The organism is Mycolicibacterium vinylchloridicum (genome assembly GCF_013404075.1).
Classification (GTDB): Bacteria; Actinomycetota; Actinomycetes; order Mycobacteriales; family Mycobacteriaceae; genus Mycobacterium; species Mycobacterium vinylchloridicum.
Genome location: NZ_JACBJQ010000058.1, coordinates 1 through 21,651, shown reverse-complemented (window position 1 = coordinate 21,651; position 21,651 = coordinate 1). Strand labels below are relative to the sequence as shown.

The following is a 21,651-nucleotide window of genomic DNA, read 5'->3' as shown; positions in this document are numbered from 1 at the left end:
TCGGTTAGGCTGGGTCTGCTGACATTAACTCAGAACACTGCCGAGATAATCCTCAATCGAGAATGCGGCGCGCGACGTTGGTGCTCACCAGGTCCAGTAGCTCGTCGGCCCGGCCGGCCAGGATCGTCCGGATCGCATACAGCGTGAAGCCCTTGGCCTGCTCGGCGGAAATCGCTGGCGGAATGGACAATTCCTGACGGGCGACGACCACGTCGATCAATGCCGGGCCGTCGTAGGCCAGTGCGTCGGCCACCGCCTGCTCCAGATCCGCGGGCTGTTCGACTCGCCGCCCGAACAGCCCGATCGCCCGTGCGACCGCCCCGAAGTCCGGATTCTTCAGATCGGTACCGAAGTTGACGACGCCGGCCGCCTTCATCTCCAACTCGACGAAGTTCAGTGACGAGTTGTTGAAGACGATCACCTTCACCGGCAGGTTGTTCTGCACCAGGGTGAGCAACTCGCCGAACCCCATCGTCAGGCCGCCGTCGCCGGCCAGCGCGATCACCTGGCGTCCGGGGTACGCGGTCTGGGCGCCGATCGCGTGCGGCAACGCGCAGGCCATCGTCCCGTGGGTGAAGGACCCGCTGATGCGGCGCCTGCCGTTCATCGTCAGATATCGCGCGGTCCAGATGGTGGGCGAGCCGACGTCGAACGTGAAGACGGTGTCGTCGGCGGCAAGCCGATTCACCACTCCGGCAACGTATTCCGGACGGATTGGAGTGCGGTCGCGGTCGTTCACCGCGAGTGCGTCCAGTGATTTGCGGGTGCGCTGATAGTGGTTGAGCGACCTGTCCAGATGTGTTCGGTCCACCTTGCGCGACAGCAGCGGGAGCAACGCGTCGATGGTGTCCTTCACCGATCCGACCAAACCGAGGTCGACCGGTATCCGTCGCCCGAGGTGGCTGCCCCGGATGTCGACCTGGATGACGTGAGCTTCGTCGGGATAGAACTGCGAATACGGGAAATCGGTGCCCAGCATTAGCAGGACGTCGGCTTCTTTGATCGCCTTGTATCCGGAGGCGAATCCCAGCAGACCCGTCATCCCGACGTCGAACGGATTGTCGTACTCGATGTAGTCCTTGCCCCGGAAAGCATGCACGATAGGCGAATTCAGCGTCTCGGCCAGCCGGATCAACTCGGCATGAGCACCGGCGGTGCCCGCGCCGCCGAGAATCGTCACCCGCGATGCGGCGTTGAGGATACCCGCCGCACGACGTAGCGAGTCGTCGTCGGGGCGTAGCACTGAGCGGGTCGGCAGCACGGGTTTGGTGTTCCAGGCCTGCTCGGGGAGCTTGGCCAGGAATACCTCGCCCGGAATCACCAGCACCGCCACGCCGTTCTCTTCGACCGCGGTTCGCATGGCGATCTCGATCAGGCGCGGGGCCATCTCCGGCGTGCTGACCAATTCGCAGTACACGCTGCACTCCCGGAACAACTCCTGCGGGTGCGTCTCCTGGAAGTAGCCGGTGCCGACCTCGTTCAACGGAATGTGTGCAGCGATCGCCAACACCGGGACACGGGTGCGCGCGGCGTCGTAGAGGCCGTTGATCAGATGGGTGTTGCCCGGCCCGCAGCTGCCGGCGCACACCGCCAGCCGGCCGGTCAGTGCGGCATCGGCGGTCGCGGCGAAGGCGGCGGTCTCTTCGTGGCGCACGTGCTCCCAGGTGATCCCCTCGGATCGCCGGATCGCATCGGTGAAACCGTTGAGGCTGTCGCCGGGAAGGCCGTAGACGCGGCTGACACCGCTGGATTTCAACGCCGCCAGAAGGTGCTGTGCGACGGTCGGCATGGCTAGATCTCGCCCGCAATCGTTGCTGTGGCGGCGACAGGGAGCTGTTGGTCTTCGGTTCGGCGTCGGTCGATGGCGAAGCAGAGCAGGCTCGCCACGAACGCGATGACGGTGATCGCGCCGGCCAGCGCCGACGGGCCTGGGCCGCTGGGCGTCAGCGTGCTCAGGAACAGAGCGAACGCCACGATCGCGGACAGGTTCAGCATCAGGCCAAGCGTACGGAGAACCTCACCCGAAGCGCTATCCTCATCGTTCATTTTCGATCCCCAGTCGTCGAGTTGTGCTGGCTATATATCCCATCAGGTAGCCGGTCGAAACGTAATTCCGGCTACCTGCAAGTGACCGGTGGGTGCCACCACCGATGAACGGGGGTCGTTGCGAGCGGATAACTGGAGGTGTGTCACCCCATTCGCGTCGACGAAAGAAGTCGGTCATGAGGAAATCCACCATCGCTGCCACCGTTGCCGGTGCCCTGACAGTCGTCGGCCTGGGCATGGCCGGTGTCGCCGAGGCTTCCGACGCCGCACCGTCCTGCCCGACGGCGTACCAGTGCCTCCAGAACGGCCCCGACCCTCAGGTGCCCTACGGCACCGACCCGTCGGTTCCCTATGGCGTCGGCAACTGGAACAGCCCCGTGCCGTTCGGGCGCGGATCTAGTTCATATTCCGGTGGGGCCGTCTAGTTCATTCTCAGAACCGAGGGTGATGGCATGCCGCGAAGTGGCCGGGCTCCAGCTCGGCCAGCGGCGGCTCCTCGGTGCGGCAGACGTCGGTGGCGAAGACGCAACGAGTGTGGAATCGGCACGCCGCCGGCGGATCGATCGGACTCGGTACGTCACCTTCCAAAGTGGTGCGCTCGCGGGCGACGTTCCGGCGAGGGTCCGGTATTGGAACGGCAGACAGCAGCGCATGACTGTACGGGTGCAGCGGGTGTTGGTAGAGCCCGTCGGAGTGGGAATGCTCGACGATTTTGCCCAGGTACATCACCGCGACCCGGTCGGAGACGTGTCGCACGACGCCGAGGTCATGGGCGACGAACAGATACGACAGGCCGAACTCGTCCTGCAACTCCTCGAGAAGATTCACGATCTGCGCCTGGACTGACACATCGAGGGCGGAGACGGGCTCGTCGGCGATGATCAGCTTGGGCCGCAAGGCAAGTGCGCGGGCGATGCCGATGCGTTGACGTTGGCCGCCGGAGAACTCATGTGGATATCTGTTGACGTGTTCGGCCTGCAAGCCCACCCGGTCGAGCAGTTCATGGACCTGTCGCTTCAGCTGCGCGCCGCTGGCCAGTCCGTGCAGCTCGAGGGGATCGCCGATGATCTGACCAATTCGCTTGCGCGGGTTCAAGGAGGCGAACGGATCCTGAAAGACCATCTGCATCTCGCGGCGCAGCGGCCGCAGGTCACGACGGGACCGGCCCACAAGCTCTTCGCCCTCGAAGCGGACCGAACCCGACGTCGGTGTCACGAGCTGGAGGATCGCTCGGCACAGTGTCGACTTACCACAGCCGGATTCGCCGACCAGGCCCAGCGTTTCGCCCTCGTGCAGGGTGAAACTGACCCCGTCGACCGCCCGCACCCGGGCCACTTCGCGGTCCACGACGATGCCGGATTTGATGGGAAAGTGCTTGACGAGGTCGGTGACCTCCAGAAGCGGTTCGCCCTTCATCGGCTCGCCGCTTTCTCTGCCGGTGACAGCCAACAGCGGTCGAGATGGCCATGGTTTCCGACGCGCGCTTCCAGAGTCGGTGGCTGTGTGCACTTTTCGAAGGCGAACTTGCAGCGCGCTGCGAACCGGCAGCCGGTCGGAGGGTTCAGCAGAGACGGGGGTGAGCCGACGATCTGGCGCAGCCGTTCCGGGCGAGCTTCGTCCAGACGTGCGATCGAGCCAAGTAGGCCCCAGGTGTAGGGATGCTGGGGGTTGTAGAAGAGTTCCTCGAGCGGCGCATCCTCCACGATCTGCCCGGCGTACATCACCACCACGCGGTCGGCCAGTTCGGCAACGACACCGAGGTCGTGGGTGATCAGCACCACCGAGAGGTTGCGGTCGCGGTTCAAGGTATCGAGCAGGCGCAGAATCTGGGCCTGGATGGTGACATCGAGTGCGGTGGTGGGCTCGTCGGCGATCAGCACTTCGGGTTCCAGCGCCAAGGCCATGGCGATCATCACTCGCTGGCGCATACCGCCGGAGAATTCGTGGGGGTAGTCGCGCACCCGGCGCTCCGGGTTGGGGATGCCCACCGAGCGCAGCAATTCGACGGCGCGGGCGCGGGCTTCGGACTTGGGTACCTCCCGGTGGGCGCGGACCATCTCGGCGATCTGGTCGCCGACCCGGTACACCGGGTTCAGGGAGGTCATCGGGTCCTGAAAGATCATCGCGATGTGTTCCCCACGCACGCCGCGCAATTCGCGGTCAGACAGGCTGGTGAGTTCCCTACCGTCGAAGGTCACCGACCCGCTTATGGTCGCGTTGGGTGCCCGGGTGAGCCCGATCAACGTCTGCGCGGTAACGCTTTTGCCGCTGCCAGACTCGCCGACCACGGCAACGACCTCGCCCGCGTCGACCTCGAACGACACCCCGTCAACTGCGTGGACCACTCCGTCTTCGGTGGCGAAGCTGACCCGCAGGTCGGCAACGGTCAGGATGGGACTCATGCGGGGGCTGCCTCTCCGAGGCGGATCCGGGGGTCGAGTACCGCGTAGAGGATGTCAACGCCTGTGTTGAACAACACGATGAAGAACGCGCCGAACATCGTCACGGCCATCAGGGGTGGCAGATCCAACTTGCCGATCGCTTGACCGGCGTAGAGCCCGACTCCGTTGAGGTTGAACACGGTCTCGGTAAGGATCGCGCCGCCGCCGACCACCGCGCCGAAGTCGAGCCCGAACAGCGTGACGATCGGGATCATCGAATTGCGGAGCACATGTCGGATGCGTACCTGCCGCTCGCTGATGCCTTTGGCGCGGGCGGTGCGCACATAGTCCTCATTCATCGCGTCGAGCATGTTGGAGCGCAGGACGCGACTGTAGAACCCGACGTAAAGCACGGCGAGCGTGATCCACGGCAAGATCAGGTGGTACAGCCAATCCAACGGGTCCTCGGTCAGCGGGACGTAGCTGCCGGTCGGGAACAACTGAACCTTGAAACTGAAGTAGTACAGGAGGATTGCCGCCAGCCAGAACACCGGCATCGAGATGCCGACCAACGACACGATGGTCAACGCGCGGTCGGTGAACTTCCCGGCATGCACCGCGCTGAGATAGCCGAACCACACGGCAAGTGCCATCCACAACACGGCCGCACCGATGGTGAGCGACAACGTCGCTGGCAACCCGTTCCAGATCTGCTGTGCCACATTCTGATTACTCGCATAAGAGGTGAGCTCGCCGGTGAAGATCTGCTTCATCATCGTCAGGTACTGAACCGGCAGCGGTTGGTCCAACCCGAGATCGGCACTGACCCGGGCGATCAGCGCCGGGTTGGCATTCTTGCCGGCGATCCGGGCGGCCGGGTCGGAGTTGGGAATGACGTTGAAAATCAGGAAGACGATCACCGAAATGGCGAACAGGACGGCGATCATCCCGATCAGCCGACGTGCGATGAACCGGACCATGGGCTAGTGCTCCAACCGGAGCTTGGCTCGCGGGTCCAGTGCGTCACGCAACCCGTCGCCGAAGATGTTGAGCGACAGCACGGTCAGCACGATCATCAGGCCGGGCACGATCGTGAGATGCGGTGCAGTGTAGATGGTTTGGTAGCCGTCGGCGATCATCGTGCCCCAGGAGGCATTTGGCGGTCGTACTCCGGCACCGAGGAACGACAGCGCCGACTCCAGCAGCATGTTGTTGGCGATGTTGAGGGTGAAGAACACAATGATCGTCGACACGACATTCGGCAGCAGCTCCGAGACCATGATCCGAATGGGGCCCTTACCTTGGGCCACTGCGGCCTCCACGAACTCCTTCTCGCGCAACGCCAGGACCTCGCCGCGGATCGGCCTGGCCATGTAGGGCACGTACACGCATCCGATGATCAGGATGGGGATCCACAACGAATCCCCAGCGATCTGCAGTCCACCGATCTTGAGCCCACCCAGAGCCAACGTGGTTCCCAGGGCGATCCCGAGCAGCAGCACCGGAAACGCCCAGACCACGTCGAGGATGCGTGAGAGGATCGAGTCGATCCAACCGCGGTAATAGCCGGCCAGCATGCCAACGATGACCGCGAGCAACGTGGTGATCAGCGCGGCCGCAACGCCCACGTAGATCGACGTCCGGCCGCCGTACATCAGGCGCACCATCACGTCGCGACCGTTCTGATCGGCCCCGAGTAGGTAGCGGCCGCGAAGCCCCGGCCCCAATGGCGTGCCGTCAGTGGAGACGATGTTGGTCGGCTGCCCGTCGATCAGGATCTTGTCGGTGATGTGGTTCTGGTTGGGGCCGGTGTGGGCGACGTGGTCGGCCCACAGTGGCGCCGCCAGGCAGAACACCACGATCAGCAGGAACAGCGCGCCGAACGCCAAGGCAACTTTGTTGCGCCGCAGCCGGATCCACGCCAAGTACCAAGGACTGCGCCCCCGCACAACGGTGGGAGTCGCCATTACTTGAGCGCGAACGAGGTGTAGTCCTGGTTGAACAGTAGGTGGTGATAGGTCTTGTCGAAGTCCATCCGATCGGAGACGAACGTGGTGAATTCCTCGTTGCCGTAGGGGGCCCAAACCGCCTGTTCCATGTAGGCCTTGTCCAGCGCCGCGTACTGCTTCTTCACGTCGTCGGTGAGCTGTTGGGTCAGCAGGTCGTTCTGCTTGGCGTCGAGGTCGGGGAGGTTGACCTGGGAGAAGTTGTTGCTATTGGTCGGAAGGATGCTCGCGCCGTTGAGCAGCGGCCGGAAGAAGTCGTCGGGGTGGGGGAAGTCCTGGAACCAGTCGGCGAAGCCGGTGTCCAGATCCGGAGTCGAGGTATTGCCGATCGTCGTGAAGTAGACGTCGCCGGCGATCACCTTGAGCTGGGCGTTGAAGCCGAGCTGAGTCAGCAGATCGTGATAGTACTCACCGATCCGCTTGCGGTCCGGCTCGTCATCGGTCCAGACAGTGATGTCCTTGTCGACCGGATTTGCTTCGGCGAGAAGCTGTTTGGCCTTGTCCAGATCGGGTCCGGGATACAGCTTGTACTCCTCGTAGCCGGGCATGCCGGGCGGAAGGATCTGCTGGGTGGCGTGCAGCCGGCCGCCGAACACCCGGTTGAGCGCCTCTGGATCGATGGCGTAGTTGATGGCTTGGCGGACCTTGATGTCGTTGAACGGGGCCTTCTGGGTGTTCATCCAGAAGTAGTAGGTGTTGATGGATTCTTCGAGGCGAAAACGGTTGCCGTACTTGGCTTTGACCTCGGGTAGGCGGTCGGCATCGGGTGGGTCGGTCATGAAGTCGATCTGGTTCTGTTCGACACCGGTGACCTGGGCGGAGTTGTTCTTGTTCTGGGTGACGGTGATCTTGTCGACCTGCGCATCGGCGACCTCGCTGGCGCCGGCGTCCTTGACGGTCTTGAATTGTGGATTGCGTTCCATCGTCAACGTATTCGGCGCGTCGACCTTGGTGATCACGAACGGGCCGCTGGAGGGTGGCGGGTTGTTGGTGACGTCCTTGTCCAGTGTCGTGGTGGGCGGCACCGGGGCGGCGAACATCAGAGCCAGCACGCTGTTGAACGTCCCGTTGGGCTTCTCCAGCTGGATCGTGATGTCCCCGGTGCCGTCATCGGCCGTGATGCCGCTGATGGTGTCCGACTTTCCGTCGGCGAAATCCTTTGCGCCGGCGATTCCTTCGTAGAACACTGAGCCGCCGGAGTTGGCCTTGAACAGGCGCTTGATGGCGTAGGTGAAGTCCGAAGCCTTGATCGGGGTGCCGTCGGAATACTTCATGTTCGGGCGCAGAGTCAGTTTATAAGTCTTGCCGTCAGGGGAGATCTGCGGCATGTCCTTGGCCAGCGCGGGAACGATATCGGTGCCCGCATCACCCTTCTGATGCTTGTAGGTGAGCAATGGGGTGTACACGTTCCACAGGACCTCCCAACCCTCGAGCGTGTAGGACAGCTGGGGGTCGACGTAGTCCGGGAACGACGTCATGGAGACGTTGATGTCGCCACCCTGGCTGCCGCCACCGCCTTTACCGCCGCATGCCGCGACGCCGAAAGTGGCGACCGCCGCCACGCTTCCAATCGCGATGATGTTGCGCAGCTTCATATCGCTTCCTCGATTCAACGGGCAATCGGACAGAGTTGGGCGTGAGGACACTCTGCCGCAACTCTTAGATCTTGGGGGCAGAACGGCACGTCCGCATCTGGGGAGATCGCGGGCAGCGACCACCGTGACGCGGGTGCAACCGCATGGACTGTTGCTGGTATTGCGGGGCGGGTCGCGGATATCGAGCACCCAGCAGCGTATTAGGTGACGAGCGGGTGTCGTCTGCTAGTTGTCAAGCCGCACTAGCGATTTGCGGAGCGCCTTGCGGGCACACCTACATTCAAACGGCTTTCAGCCCGGAATGCCCCGGGACATGCAGGTAACCGTTGGGGTCGGCTTCATCCCACACCGCGGCGTAGATCTCCGCCTTCATCGCCTGCGCCTCGTCTTCGACGTTCAGCAGGTCCGCGAGCTGGTCGTAGCCGTAGTACAAGATCGACAGTGGCGTCGTAGTCAACAGGAGGCTGTTGATCGCCGCCTGTGAGCTGTCCCGGTGGCCGAGTGCCGCCTGGTAGAAGGCGGGCAGCAAATTGGCGATCGAAACCACGCCACCCAGGCCGGGGGCCATCTGGGAAATCCGCCAGCTGGCTTCATAGATCTCACGTACGAAGGGCTTGGACTCCTCGGGAACCAGTGCGACCAAGGCCTTTTCGATGTCGTACGTCGCTGCGGGCATCCCGATGGGCTTCGGGTCGTCGGCGCGGAACGGATCCGGGTTATCGGGCACATCGATGGTGGGCAGCGCGGCGGCGGCGGCCGTCGGTGTCACCGCGGCGGCGAGCTGCGTGCTGGCGGCCTCCGGTGTCACCTGATCCGGCGGCGGGGTCGTCGTCGACAGTGGCAATCCGGACTCGCCGCGGATGTGCAGCAACGCAAACGGGTCGAGGAGGTTCCACAACGAGCTGATGAACCAGCTCTGCAGCTGCAGGGCGGGTGCTTCCAGGTTGAGGACGTCGGCAACCTCGTTGTAGCCGTAGTACAGCACCGCGATCGGGTGGATCGTGACGATCAGGTTGTTGATCACCCGCTGGGCTGCCGCCTTGTCGCCTTCGAACGCGCTGGGCAGGTCGGTCACGATATTCGTCAACGGGACGACTACGTTGACCCACGGAATCATCTGCGTCAGGCGGTACCCGAGCTCGAATCCCTCACGGGCGACGGCCTTTACCTGGTTTGGGAAGACGGCCATGAAGGATTGTTCGAGAGTCCAGATCGGGCCGGGCATATCCTGCGGTGCCGGCTCCGGCGGCATCCACCGGAACGGGTTCCAGAAGGCCGTCGCGGGATTGACGGTGGCAGCGGCGGTCACCGTGGGGGTGGCAGCGGCGGTCACCGCCGCGGTGGTTTCGGTGGTCGTCGACGGGGTGGCCGCGGCCGGCCGCGCCGCCGCGTGCCCGGTGAACAAACCCTTGAGCTTGTCGACCTGGGCTGCCTCGAATTCGGCTGCGGTGGTCTTGGTGCTCGTGGCCTTCGCCGTGGCCGAACTGGTGTCGGAAGCGGCTGCGCTGCTGGGCTTGTCGTTCAGCTTGGAGGTCGGCTTGACGCGCTTGGTGTTGCCGGTGGCGGACTTCTTGGGTCCCGCATCCGAACTTGCCGACTCGGACGCGCTCGACGAATCGGATTTGCCGGTATCGGCGCTTGCTACGCCCTGGCCCGCCGCGGCAATGGCCGCGCCTACGCCGACCGCAACGGCGACCCCGCCGACGTAACCGACGTACTTATTCGACCCCATTTGCTGACCCCTTCGCTGGCTCAAGGGCATGGTAGACGACCGACCAGGTCAGGGCCACCCCAAACCATGAATGGCATGGTTCGGGATGCTTGCCCTTGGTCGACATTCGGGTTACGCAACGCACTCCCACGAGTTCGGGGTGTCGGCCGCACCCGGCTCAGAATCCGAGGTCATCGCATGTTTGCGCGGCCGCCGGTGGGTGGTGTCGCCGTCGCCTGAACCTGCCGATACGGATCAGCAGATCGCTCGGATGTCCGTCGGCGTGGCGCCGTCAATATTTGCGAGATGTCGACTCTCTCGCCCAGTGCGGGTTTTTCACCTCCATCGCGGCGACACAGCACAGTGCTTTGCTGGCTCGCCGAGGCGTCTGCGGAGACGTGTCTGTGCAGCTCATTGGCCATTTCTGCGGAGTCGGCAACGACGGTTAACGGCTAATGTTTCGCGGCACCGACCCCGGATACACGGGCTGCAAGGAATCGCCTCTATGGTTTAGCCCGTGCCTGATATTGATCGTCGAAGTCTGATGCTGATGGCAGGGTTCGGTGCTGTCGCCGCCGCCCTACCCATGCCCGTGGCCGGAGCTACCCCTGCCACCCGCCCGCAAGCACCGGCGCCCAATGCCGCCACCCCGGCTTTCCTCTTCCATGACGAGTTCGACGGTCCGGCCGGCTCGGCCCCCGACGCCGCGAAGTGGCACATGGCGCAGCGGCGCGAGACCATCAAAAACCCGGTGTTCTGGGACCGGCCCGAGAACATGGGGCAATACCGCGACGACCGCCAGCACGTCTTCCTCGACGGCAATTCGAATCTGGTGATCCGTGCGACGCGCGACAACAACAAGTACGTCAGCGGCAAGGTCATCGGGAACTGGTGGGGCGGAATCGGAACCACGTGGGAAGCCCGGATCAAGTTCAACTGCCTGACCGCGGGCGCGTGGCCGGCCTGGTGGCTGATGAACGATCACCCCGAGGTGGGTGGCGAGGTCGACCTGGTCGAGTGGTACGGCAACGGGGAATGGCCCTCCGGCACAACGGTTCACGCCCGTCTGGACGGCACGTCGTTCGCGACGATGCCGTTCGGGGTGGACAGCGATTGGCATACCTGGCGCGTCACCTGGAACGACTCGGGGATGTACTTCTGGCGGGATTACGTCGACGGCGCCGAGCCGTACTTCAGCGTCCCGGCCAACTCGCTGGACGATTGGCCATTCAATCTCCCCGACTACCGCATGTTCCCGGTGCTGAACCTGGCCGTGAGTGGCTCCGGCGGCGGGGATCCTCGGCCGGGTAACTACCCGGCCGAGATGCTCGTCGACTACGTACGGGTCTGGTAACCCCGCGGGGAAGAGAACGGGCAGGTCGGGCTAGGTCATCCCCGCCGCGATCGCCTCGTCGACCTCTGCGGCGCGGACAGCCATCTCGGCGTGTGCCTTGTCCAGATCCTCGGCCTGATCTTCGTCGGCCTTCATCAGGGTCTCGATGTCGAAGTTGGCCATGTCGTGGACGCCCATGTCCCGGAAGGCCGTCTGCACCTTGTCGCCCCACAGCCCGATGTCCTTGACGATCGGCACGATGCGGCTGAACAAATGTGAACGGAACTGGATCATCAGCGGTGACGTGTCGACCCACTCGGCGCATGCTTTGACGTCCATGCCGAGGGTTTCGAACACCTCCTCGCCGCGGAACCTGTCGCGCATCAGATAGCTGGCGTCGACGACGAATTCTTCGCGCTCGGCCCGCTCGGCATCGGTCAGCTCGGAGTAGTAGTCCTTCAACGAGATTCGGCCGAAGGCGACATGGCGGGCTTCATCTTGCATGACGTATGCCAGCACCTGCTTGGCCAGTGAGTCCGGCGCCGCCATGTCACGCAGTACGCCGAAGGCGGCCAAGGCGAGCCCTTCGATGAGGACCTGCATGCCGAGGTAGGGCATGTCCCAACGGGAGTCGCGCAGGGTGTCTTCCAGCAGCGAGGTCAGGTTCTTGTTGATCGGGTAGGCCAGCCCGACCTTCTCTTGCAGGAATCGGGAGAACGCCTCGACATGCCGGGCCTCGTCCATGGTCTGGGTGGCGGCGTAGAACTTCGCGTCCAGGTCCGGGACGACCTCGACGATCTTGGCCGCGCACACCATCGCGCCCTGCTCCCCGTGCAGGAACTGCGAGAACTGCCAGGACTGGAAGTGCTGGCGCATCTCGGCGCGACGTGCGTCGTCGGCGGCGTCCCACATCGGGCTGCCGAACAGCGGATGAAACTCGTCGGGCAAGGCCACCGGGTTCATCGGGTCGACGTCTTGGGCCCAGTCGATGCGGGACTGGGCGTCCCACTGCTTGTCCTTGCCCTTCTGATACAAGGACAGGAGCCGGGCACGCCCCTCGTCGTACTCCCAGGTGAACCGAGCGTCGCCACCACTGGTGGCATCCCATGACATGGGGTTGGGGACCTCGGTGTACTTGTCCTTGGTGGTCATGAGCTGCCTTTCTCCCCGCGGTGGTGATCTGTTTCACAGTGCGCTGGGGAGGCGGCTCCGTCAAGGACGAACGGAAAATGCAGTAGCCGACTACTCAGTGCTACTTCCAGTGGTCGTCGAGCAGCGTGGACCAGGCGTGGCTGACCTGCTTCCACTCGTCCGGACACAGCTGCGCACGCTCCTGCGGGAGTCCACCCTCGGTCACCATGTCGGCGTTGGCCTCGGGGTTGGACCCGTAGATCCAGCACTGAAGGTTGTAGACGCGCTGCTGGTCCAGTGAGTGGACGTCGGCCATATCGGCCGCCCCCAGCTCGGTCCGCGCCGACGCCGATGCCTGGAATGCGCGGGCGAAGTCCTTGACCGCCGTCACCGATTCGGAATCGACTTTGCCGCTGTCACCGGGGGTCAACAGGATGTAGGCGGCGAGCTGATCGGCGGCGTCCTCTTCCTTGCCGGTGATCGGCAGGTTGTACAGGGTGACCGCCATATGACCGGCCTCGTGATAGAAGGTCGCGTCTTCGGAGCCGATGGCCGAGGCATCCGGATCTGGGTCGCCGGCATTGGCGAAGATCTTCTGACCCAGGTCCGCGTCCTCGTAGCAGATCGTGATGGTCTTGTTGCTCGGGCTCCAGAACGCGTTCGCCTGATCGCACTGCGATCCGTGCAGGGGGATGTCCTCGGGAAGCTTCAACGATTGGTTGATGTCAGCGGCGAGGTCTTCCAGAACTTTGTTGTCCTGCAACAGTTTCTTGCCGTTGATCGCTTCAGGACTGGTCGCATCGTCGTAGCTGACGATCATCTTGCCGCCGGCATCGGCTGACGCAGTTTCCCCGGGGCCCTTGCCGTTTGACGTCTCCGATGCCGCTGAGCTGCCGGAGGATTCGGACTTGTCTTCGGCGGCGCCGCCGCATCCGGCCACCAATAACCCGATCGCGAACACCGGCAGAATTCGTGTGCGCATGGCCCTAACCTCCGTCACCGCGATCCAGTGATTGACACGGTCGCAGATTCAATGGCCGAGCGTAGCGCCTTGGCCCGATTTCACGGAGGACCCACGGTCAGGGCTCAGAGCTTTTGGCGGCGGCCAACTTGAGCTGCCTGGCAATCAGGAACAGCGGGAACGACACGCTGATCGCGATCAAGAAGCTGGCCGCGACGTAGGCCCACACATAGCGGACTCCGAGTCGGCGGGCTTCGGCGATCATCAACACGACGGCTGCCACCGCGACGATCAGCAAGTCGTTGGTGAGCGACGACGTCGCATAGTTGACGTAGCCGGCGGCGAAGAATCCAGTCAGTCCGCCATTGCCATCGCTGAGCATGTAGGCGACGGTGTTCCCGAACGCGAACACCAGCGCAGCGAAGGGCCAGGACCGCGTAGATGCCGCAGAGCAGTTTGTCCGTACTCGATAACCGTGAGATCGACGTCATCGACGGATTATGCGCTGAGTGGCCGGGTGCGTCTCAGAAGTCCCTGATCGGACCCAAGACCCGCGATCATCCCGGTCTCCATCACCAGAGACTTGCGGCGGGCTATTTTCTGCGGATGGCTTTCTCATATGACCCCCGCGAACTGATCGGGCGCGCGGTGGGCGCGGCACGGATGGGTCTCGACGTCTACAGCTGGGCCGAGGAACAAGTCGTCGGTGCTATCCGGCACGGACTCGATTCGCTGGACCCTGCCGAGGCGCTCGAGGACGCCGCACCCGAGGCGGGGTTGGAGGCATCTGTGCCAGACCCTGACTCGCTGGCCGGCAAGATGAGCCGGCTGCTGGACCGCGCGCTCGACCAGAACACCAGGGGTAGTCAGGTCGAGCTCTACCATCACCTGCTCGATCAACTTGTCGCCGACGAGGCGCGCATCCTGGGTGCGCTGTCCGACGGGTCGTCGTCGCCGATGGTGAACGTCTACACCTGGCTCAGTCCGCGTGTGCCGGGGCGTGCGGCGCTAGAGCACGCCTCGCTGATCGGGCGGACCGCGAATGTTGCCCTGCCGCAGATGGTTCCGCAATACGTCAGCCATCTGCTCTCGCTCGGCCTCGTCGAAGCGGGGCCCGAAGACCCCGCACTGGCCACCGAGTACGAGGTGCTGATGGCTGAGACGGCGGTGCTCGCGGCCATCAAGAGTGCGTCGCGGGGTCCGCTGACCGCCAAGGTCGAGAAGTCGACGCTGACGCTGTCGTCGCTGGGCGTCTCGCTGTGGGCGGCCGCCACAGGGGAGATCGGCCAGTGAGCTCCGCTTCACCGGATGTACTGCTCGCCCTGTCGAATTGGACTGAGATCAAGGCCGACTTCAGCGCCTATTGGATGGTGTACCTGTCGATGCCGTTCGTCGCGGCATTCGTCGGGTGGAGCACGAAGATCGTGGCGCTCGAAATGCTCTATCGCCCTATCGAATTCAGAGGTTGGGGTCCGTTCGGATGGCAGGGTATCGTGCCGCGCCGGGCGGGCAAGGTCGGTTCGAAGACGATCGATCTGCTGACGGCCAACCTGCTGAAACCCGAAGAGCTGCTGGACCGTATCGACGCCAACGAAGCGGTCGACGCGCTGCGCGGTCCGCTCGCCGAGGCGATCGACGACATCTCCCGTGACCTCGCCGACGAGATTCGCCCGGGCCTGTGGGACGCGCTGCCAGAATCCGCCAGACGCGGGATCCAGGAGCGTATGCACAAGCAGGCTCCTCAGATCGTCGAGAACATGCTGACCGAGATGAAGGCCGACCTTCCGCGCTACCTCGATCTGCACTTCATGGCGGTGACGGCGCTGGTGCGCAACAAGGAGAAGCTCGTCAAGCTGATGCGTAGCGTCACCACCGACGCCATGGCGTTCGTGCGGCGCAGCGGTATTTACTTCGGTCTGGTGATCGGTCTGGTCCAGATGGTGGCGTGGGCGCTGTTCAAGAACCCATGGATCATGCCGGCGTTCGGTTTCGCGGTCGGCTTCATCAGCGACTACATCGCGCTGAATATGCTGTTCCGGCCGATGCACCCGCGAAAGTTCCTGGGATTCATTCCCTTTCAGGGGCTGCTGCATGCCGAGCGGGACAAGATCACCCGTGACTACGCCAAGATCCTGGCCGACGATCTGTTCTCACCTGAGCTGATGTTCGACGCGATCATCAAAGGCCCCGGCTCGGACAAGCTGTTCGCCTTGGCGGCCAAGGAGATCGACGCCGCCATCGACGCCCAGACCGGGGTTGCGCGGCCGATGGTCACCCTGGCGGTCGGTACCAAGCGATACCGGGCACTGAAGGACCGCGTCGTCACCCTGGTATTGGAGCGGCTGCCGGATACGTTGCTGGAGGCGCAGGAGTACGCGGCGAACGCGTTGAATCTCGAACAGGTCGTCATCGACAAGATGAGTCAACTGACTGAGGAGGAGTACGAGTCGATCCTGCGTCCGGTGTTCAAGGACGACGAGCCGTTGATGATCGCTGTCGGCGCGGTGCTCGGTGGCGTGGTCGGTGAGCTTCAAGTGCAGATCATCGAATTCTTCACACACTGATCGCGGCTAGGTGCTCGCTCGTTCGATCCGGCGCCCCAAGTCGTCGAGTTCGTCGAGGACCAGGCTTGCTCCCCACACCTGGTCTCGTTTGCGGTCGGTCAATGGGCGTAGGACGCCGGCGTCGTGCAGTCGTTTGATCGCGGCGAACACGCTGCTTCGGGGTGCATCGACGAGTGAGGCGACGTCGTCGGAGGAAACGATTGGCGTCGACGGCAGTAGCAGGAGCAGCTTGTCCGTCGCGCTGTGACGCCTGGTGGGCCCGATCATGTTCCGCCACTCGCCTGGTATCTCAGCCAGACGCTCTGCGGTAGTGCGTGATTCGGCGGCAGCAGTCTGTGATGAGTTCGCGAATGTGACGATCAGTGGGCGTAGGTCGCCGGCGCGGTATGCGTTGAGCGCACCGAAGTAGCGCTCTCGGTGAGCAACGAGCGCCGATGCCAGAGGAACAACGAGACGCGTTGTCGCACCCCTCCTTCGGAAGATGGTGTTGATCAGTGCCCGGCCGATGCGACCGTTGCCGTCGGTGAAGGGGTGGATTGATTCGAACTGTGCATGCGCAATGGCCGCCTGAACCAGGACGGGCATGTCGGATCGGTTCGCGAACTCGATGAGGTCATTCATGTACGGGCGCACCGTGTCTGGCAGTGGCGGAACGTACAGGGCGTCCCGCGGCGAGTAATCGCTTCCGCCGATCCAGTTCTGGACTGTCCTCAATTGACCCGCGTGCTGTGCTTCTGTCGGATCTGCTCGCATCAGCGCCTCATGCGCGCGCAGGATCGCCGGCATCTGTACGGGGGCTTTTCGGTCGACGCTCCCGATCATTTCGGCCAGGGCAGTGGTCGCCGCCGCCATCGAGGTCGCGCTCGAATTGTCTCTTCCGCCGTGAAGTGCGCGCGCGTAGTCCTCCACGCTCGCTTCGATGCGCTCAATCTTCGATGACGCCACCGATTCTGTTCGAAGCAGAAGAGTACTGAGCGCTGCGAGGTGGGTTCCGTGCGTGCTGTCGAGTCGAGAAATCTCGCTCATGGCGGCTTCGAGTTGGACAGCGATATCCGCGTCGATGCTGGGATCGATGTTGGCGATGTAGGGAGGAAGCGACACGGTGACGGATCGGAGTGTCCGGTCCTCGCGGGTGCCACCCCTTTGGGTCTGCGCCCAAGGGCGTCGCTCCGCGCTGTGGCCAGGCCACGCAGCTCTGGGCCGCATCGATGCCTCCTAACTCGGACTAACTCTAGCGTTAGTCCGAGTTAGGTTTTATAAATCGGACTTTGATGGGTGATAGGCTGAGTACGTCTCCAGGACTCCCACGAAAAAAGCTCTGAACCCCCAACGAGGTTCAGAGCTATGCGTATGTCTTGCAACATCACATGGAGCCGATGACGGGAATCGAACCCGCGTATTCAGCTTGGGAAAAGTTTGGCGCGTCCTGACGAGGATGCCAATGACTGCCTCAGCCTCTCACCTGCAGCGTGATGCCCAGAGCCGACTGGGCGCGGTCGTGTTAATCCGTTGAGTTGTGTCACTGCTGTGTCACCCGATGCGGCGGACGGAAAAATCCACTGTGCGAGGCGGTTGGGATCGTCTCGCAGCATCCACAGTCGTAACCGCGCCGCCAGTCTTCGTGGAGTTCGTCCCCAACGTGCCGCCACCTGGGATCATGGGCGGGTGCGTTAGCAGGGTACTGGCCAGCGGACCTGCCGGCTTGACCGCGAAGCGTGCCTCCCGGCGGCCTCAATTCCGACGCATAGACTGCCTTCCGGGACGCAGGGAACGCGAGAGGTGTGAGACAGAAGGGGGACTGTGGCAACCAACGACCAGTTCAAAGCCCTCGTGAAGAGTCATGCCGACGGCGACGATGCGCAGTTCTACTCGGTGGCCATGCAGGTCGCGGCTAGGGCTGCGCGAGCGGGGCAATCAAAGTTCGCGCAAGAGTTGCGCGACATGGTCGACGAAATTCGCAAGAATCGAGCGACGTCAGCGGGGATTGCATCCGTCGTTCCGGTATCGCAACCTCGTGGAGAGCTGGCGTCGCTTGTCTCAGTGTCCTACCCACGAGAACGGCTGGGAGATCTGGTCCTGGACGACAATCTCGCCGAACGACTGACGCACCTTCTACTCGAACAGCGACAGCGAGATGTCCTGAGGCGGTACGGTCTGAACCCCGTTCGTCGAGTTCTGCTCGTCGGTCCTCCTGGCACTGGCAAGACGTCGACTGCGCGGGTCCTTGCGGGAGAACTGGACCTGCCCCTCTTCGCGATGCGGCTTGACACGATCATTACGAAATTCATGGGTGAGACCGCATCCAAGTTGCGACTGATCTTCGATGCTCTGGTCGAGACTCGGGGCGTGTATCTCTTCGATGAAGTTGACGCGCTGGCTGGCGACCGTGCCGGGGGAAACGATGTGGGCGAGATACGACGTGTCTTGAACTCATTCCTCCAATTCCTTGAAGAAGACACCTCGCAGAGCATCATTGTTGCTGCAACGAATCATCCCCAATTACTCGACAGCGCGCTCTTCCGTCGGTTCGATGTCGTGATGGAGTTTGCCCTTCCAGACGACGACGGCATCCGGGCCGTGATCCAGAACAGGCTCTCGTCGTTCAAGACGAGCAAGCTCAGTTGGTTACGGATCTGCGACGCCGCTCGTGGGCTGAGCCACGCGGAGGTTGCTATTGCTTCAGAAAACGCTGCGAAGCGCGTTGTGTTGTCTGGACGTAAACAGATATTGACCGATGATGTGATCTCAGCGCTCGACGAGCGCCCCCGCACCGGCGACGTGGCTGCGCGAGGGTAATCGACAGTGCCTGATCGAGATAGACCGCACCTCGTAGTTCCGAATCCGCCCACTACAGAGCCCTTCACGTTGAGCGGGTCTGGAGGAAGCAGCAAATCTGAAACATTTGGTGGCGACAGAGGACACCATGGCCGCCGATTGCAAGGTGAACTCGAGCGTGCCCTTGCTGCTGATACCGCGGAAGACGACGGTGGCACGTACGTGAGTTTCATTTCGTTCCCCGGGTTCGAGCTCGCGCTTGAAAGCCTTGAGTCCCAAGCGAAGGGGACTCAACCTGAGCTTGTGGCGGTGACTGAACAGGAGACTGCCAACGGTTTCGTACAGGTAGCAACCGTCTACATACCCGATGGAAAGCGGGGCTACTTTCTAGACAGGCTCGCGCGCTACGTTGAGACTGCGTCCGCTAGTAAGCCGAAGAATGCCGCCCTCATCGAGGGCATTCAGTCGATCAGGCGCGCGACGATCCGAGAGCTTTGGACGGACCCGCCAGATCAGTTTCCCTCCGGAGACAAACGCCGCCATTGGTGGGAGGTATGGCTCCGTGATGGGGGCACCTCGGAACTGTTGCGTTTCACTGCATTTGCCCAAGAACGTGGATTGCAAACTAGCGAGCACTATCTTGGCTTTGGAGGCCGAACAGTTCTGCTACTGCACGCAAACTTGGTCGAACTTGCGGAGGCATTCGATTCACTAGATGACATTGCGGAGCTGCGCAGGCCGCACGATGTCGCCAGCGTATTGCCAGGCATGACTGCCACCGAGCAGGCAGAGTGGGTCAACGACTTGCGGAAACGGTTGGAGGCTGCAGATCTACAGGCTCCAACGGTGTGCATTCTGGATACCGGTGTGCAGGAAGGACATCCGCTTCTCAGCGACTCACTCAGTTCGAATGACGTGCACGTCGCAGATCAGAACTGGCAGAAGCAACCTGTTGCTGGCCACGGTACTGAGATGGCCGGCCTCGCTCTGTATGGTGACGTTCATGCCGCGGTGGTCAGCTCACAATCGATCGTTCTTCGGCACCGGCTTGAGTCAGTCAAACTCCTTCCGGACATTGGTGAAAACGACCGAGACCTTTATGGTGCGATCACCGCGCGATCGGTCGACCGACCCGAGATAGAAGCTGCGGATAGACTGCGCGTCTTTCTGCTGGCCGTCACGGTCCGTCGGCCGCAGGTTGGGGGGACTGATCCAGCGCGACAGATTGAAGCGGGAAAGCCGACGTCATGGTCCGCCACCGTAGATGCACTTGCGTACGGCCGCGCAATCGACGATTCCGATCCGAAATTTACCTATCTCGATCGTGAGGAACCCCGAAATCCAAGGCTTTTCATAATCTCAGCGGGGAACATTCGCGATCTGGATGCGACGGACGATCACCTTCAGCGCAGTGATTTGGAACCGGTGGAGGATCCCGCACAGGCATGGAACGCACTCACTGTAGGAGCGTATACCGACAAGGATGATATGGCGGGTGCCCACCCCGACTTTGATGGATACACGCCGGTCGCCCCGCGCGGAGAGCTTGCGCCGGCGAGTCGAACTTCTGTCTTGTTTGAACGGAAGAAGTGGCCCTTCAAGCCCGACATTGTGGCTGAGGGCGGAAATGTCGCATTATCGCCGGACAAGACTGACGTGCAGACACCGGAAAACCTTGCAGTACTGACGACCCGGCTCCAGACGCTGGGGCAGGGCTACTTCACCACGACACGCGACACTTCAGCTGCGACGGCCCAAGTTGCAGCCATCGCAGCGGATTTGAGGGCGGAGTACCCCAGCCTTCGTCCCGAGACGATACGGGCACTCATAGTTCACAGCGCCGAGTGGACGCCCTTGATGTTTGAGAAGCTCGAAGCAGAGACAGGCAAGACTGAGCGGGTCAGCCTGTTACGCAGGTACGGGATGGGGGTTCCAGACAAGGGTCGCGCGCTTTACAGTGCAATCGACGCTCTGACTCTGGTCGCAGAAGCTCGGATCCACCCCTACGAGCGTGAAAAGAACGCCACGGACGGCAAAGTCCGCGAGATGAACCTTCATGAGCTTCCTTGGCCGAATGAGGAACTTGAAGCATTGGGCGAAACGATTGTCCGACTGAGGATTACGTTGTCGTACTTCGTTGAGCCAAATCCGTCCAGCAGAGGCTGGACCGGCCGGTACATCTACCCTTCGCATGGGCTCCGCTTTGCGATGCGCCGCCCCGAGGACAGTGTCGATGCCTTCCGTCAACGGATAAACACCCGTGCTCGACTTCCAGGAGAGAAGCCGCCGGCACTTGCTACCGAGAAGGGCTGGATGTTTGGCAGCGATCAGCAACATGCACCCGGCTCGCTACACACCGATATCTGGACTGGTCCGGCGGTGGACTTGGCTAGCAAGGGTGCGGTGGCCGTTTACCCGGTCGCGGGCTGGTGGAAGAACCGACGCAACTTCGATCAGAGCGACCAGGGTGTGGATTACTCACTCATCGTCAGTATCGAGTCCCCGGCTGTCGAAGTTGATTTGTGGACACCTGTCGCACAGTTGATCGCGCCCGAGATCACCATCACGACATAGCCGTCCGCGATCCCAATAGCGAGTGCTCGTTGCCGTGAAGGGGTCGACATGAGGACACCCCCACCCATGTGAGTCTCATCTCGCCGTCTCGGCAGCTCAACTCCGACGGGCGATGGGGGCGCGACGTTAGTGGCTCGTCCGGGGACCAATCCCGACGATGAACGTGAGGCTGGATTCCTGTCGCGGACTAGTGTCACTGCCTGGTCGTAGCGTGGTCCACATGCCAGCCCTCGAACCGCGCGACCGCGTGCAGCGGTTCGTCCTCCGTGCCCGCAAGGTGATGGCGCACTCCTTGGTACGCGAAAACTTCGAGCTCCTGAACGACCTCGCTTCGGTACGTTCACGGCCACCGTTGAGGTGAACACGAAAACGGGCGAGAGCAAGACGACGGTCAGCATGGAGTTGCCGCCAGAGGAAGCATTCGAGTCGTTCGCCGCCATGATCGCGCTCGCTGAAATTCCCCACTGACGCTCATCGAAGTTCCCCACCCGTGTGGCTCCGCCGAGAAGGGCGGGCCTCCCTCGAAGCTGCTGGTGTCTGACGCCAGTTGCTCCATCGAAGGAGGCCCGCTTTC

General features: G+C 62.7%; 18 protein-coding genes. 6 read left to right on the top strand and 12 right to left on the bottom strand.

Annotated features, from left to right (window positions below; all coding sequences use genetic code 11):
* Positions 1 to 52: 52 nt before the first annotated feature.
* Both poxB and HPC46_RS28850 read right to left on the bottom strand, forming a co-directional pair.
* A complete protein-coding gene (gene poxB, locus HPC46_RS28855) occupies positions 53 to 1,789 on the bottom strand; it encodes a ubiquinone-dependent pyruvate dehydrogenase (RefSeq protein WP_179475570.1) in 1,737 nt (578 codons plus the stop codon).
* Between the two features lie 2 nt (positions 1,790 to 1,791).
* The gene (locus HPC46_RS28850) at positions 1,792 to 1,995 is read right to left on the bottom strand and encodes a hypothetical protein (protein ID WP_179475569.1); all 204 of its coding nucleotides are present in this window, start codon (positions 1,993 to 1,995) and stop codon (positions 1,792 to 1,794) included.
* 227 nt (positions 1,996 to 2,222) lie between these two features.
* Between HPC46_RS28850 and HPC46_RS28845 the strand changes: the two genes are divergently transcribed.
* The gene (locus tag HPC46_RS28845; RefSeq protein WP_179475568.1) at positions 2,223 to 2,471 is read left to right on the top strand and encodes a hypothetical protein; all 249 of its coding nucleotides are present in this window, start codon (positions 2,223 to 2,225) and stop codon (positions 2,469 to 2,471) included.
* A 7-nt stretch (positions 2,472 to 2,478) separates the two neighbouring features.
* On the opposite strand, the gene HPC46_RS28840 is transcribed toward HPC46_RS28845, so the two are convergent.
* The 6 genes from HPC46_RS28840 to HPC46_RS28815 form a co-directional block, all read right to left on the bottom strand.
* Entirely contained in the window at positions 2,479 to 3,462 is a 984-nt protein-coding gene (locus HPC46_RS28840) for an ABC transporter ATP-binding protein (protein ID WP_179475567.1), read from the bottom strand.
* Positions 3,459 to 4,448, bottom strand: a complete 990-nt coding sequence (locus tag HPC46_RS28835) for an ABC transporter ATP-binding protein (protein ID WP_179475566.1) — start codon at positions 4,446 to 4,448, stop codon at positions 3,459 to 3,461. The genes HPC46_RS28840 and HPC46_RS28835 overlap by 4 nt, the downstream gene beginning before the upstream one ends.
* Positions 4,445 to 5,407: an ABC transporter permease gene (locus tag HPC46_RS28830; RefSeq protein ID WP_179475565.1), complete on the bottom strand. Its 963-nt coding sequence runs from the start codon at positions 5,405 to 5,407 to the stop codon at positions 4,445 to 4,447. The genes HPC46_RS28835 and HPC46_RS28830 overlap by 4 nt, the downstream gene beginning before the upstream one ends.
* Before the next feature lie 3 nt (positions 5,408 to 5,410).
* Positions 5,411 to 6,394, bottom strand: coding sequence for an ABC transporter permease (locus tag HPC46_RS28825; protein WP_179475564.1), 984 nt, complete (start codon positions 6,392 to 6,394; stop codon positions 5,411 to 5,413).
* Positions 6,394 to 8,028: an ABC transporter substrate-binding protein gene (locus tag HPC46_RS28820; protein ID WP_179475563.1), complete on the bottom strand. Its 1,635-nt coding sequence runs from the start codon at positions 8,026 to 8,028 to the stop codon at positions 6,394 to 6,396. The genes HPC46_RS28825 and HPC46_RS28820 overlap by 1 nt, the downstream gene beginning before the upstream one ends.
* A 280-nt stretch (positions 8,029 to 8,308) precedes the next feature.
* Positions 8,309 to 9,760 (bottom strand): hypothetical protein, encoded by a 1,452-nt coding sequence (locus tag HPC46_RS28815; RefSeq protein WP_179475562.1) that lies wholly within the window; start codon positions 9,758 to 9,760, stop codon positions 8,309 to 8,311.
* Positions 9,761 to 10,265: 505 nt separating this feature from the next.
* On the opposite strand from HPC46_RS28815, the gene HPC46_RS28810 reads away from it, so the two are divergent.
* Entirely contained in the window at positions 10,266 to 11,093 is an 828-nt protein-coding gene (locus HPC46_RS28810) for a glycoside hydrolase family 16 protein (RefSeq protein ID WP_325096817.1), read from the top strand.
* A 30-nt stretch (positions 11,094 to 11,123) separates the two neighbouring features.
* On the opposite strand, the gene HPC46_RS28805 is transcribed toward HPC46_RS28810, so the two are convergent.
* From HPC46_RS28805 to HPC46_RS28795, 3 genes are all read right to left on the bottom strand, one after another.
* On the bottom strand, positions 11,124 to 12,224 hold the full coding sequence (locus HPC46_RS28805) for a ferritin-like domain-containing protein (protein ID WP_179475560.1): 1,101 nt from the start codon (positions 12,222 to 12,224) through the stop codon (positions 11,124 to 11,126).
* A gap of 100 nt (positions 12,225 to 12,324) precedes the next feature.
* Entirely contained in the window at positions 12,325 to 13,185 is an 861-nt protein-coding gene (locus HPC46_RS28800; protein ID WP_179475559.1) for a DUF4344 domain-containing metallopeptidase, read from the bottom strand.
* 97 nt (positions 13,186 to 13,282) lie between these two features.
* Positions 13,283 to 13,576: a DUF2834 domain-containing protein gene (locus tag HPC46_RS28795; RefSeq protein ID WP_218894780.1), complete on the bottom strand. Its 294-nt coding sequence runs from the start codon at positions 13,574 to 13,576 to the stop codon at positions 13,283 to 13,285.
* A 194-nt stretch (positions 13,577 to 13,770) separates the two neighbouring features.
* Between HPC46_RS28795 and HPC46_RS28790 the strand changes: the two genes are divergently transcribed.
* Together HPC46_RS28790 and HPC46_RS28785 are read left to right on the top strand one after the other, a co-directional pair.
* Positions 13,771 to 14,457: an Abi-alpha family protein gene (locus HPC46_RS28790; RefSeq protein WP_179475558.1), complete on the top strand. Its 687-nt coding sequence runs from the start codon at positions 13,771 to 13,773 to the stop codon at positions 14,455 to 14,457.
* Positions 14,454 to 15,728, top strand: a complete 1,275-nt coding sequence (locus HPC46_RS28785) for a DUF445 domain-containing protein (RefSeq protein WP_179475557.1) — start codon at positions 14,454 to 14,456, stop codon at positions 15,726 to 15,728. Before HPC46_RS28790 ends, HPC46_RS28785 begins: the two co-directional genes overlap by 4 nt.
* Positions 15,729 to 15,734: 6 nt before the next feature.
* Here HPC46_RS28785 and HPC46_RS28780 read toward each other — a convergent pair whose 3' ends face one another.
* Positions 15,735 to 16,829: a Fic family protein gene (locus tag HPC46_RS28780; protein ID WP_325096815.1), complete on the bottom strand. Its 1,095-nt coding sequence runs from the start codon at positions 16,827 to 16,829 to the stop codon at positions 15,735 to 15,737.
* Positions 16,830 to 17,528: 699 nt separating this feature from the next.
* Here HPC46_RS28780 and HPC46_RS28775 point away from each other — a divergent pair.
* Positions 17,529 to 18,524, top strand: a complete 996-nt coding sequence (locus HPC46_RS28775; RefSeq protein ID WP_179475555.1) for an AAA family ATPase — start codon at positions 17,529 to 17,531, stop codon at positions 18,522 to 18,524.
* A 201-nt stretch (positions 18,525 to 18,725) separates the two neighbouring features.
* The gene (locus HPC46_RS28770; RefSeq protein ID WP_325096814.1) at positions 18,726 to 21,077 is read left to right on the top strand and encodes a S8 family peptidase; all 2,352 of its coding nucleotides are present in this window, start codon (positions 18,726 to 18,728) and stop codon (positions 21,075 to 21,077) included.
* The last annotated feature ends 574 nt before the right edge of the window (positions 21,078 to 21,651 follow it).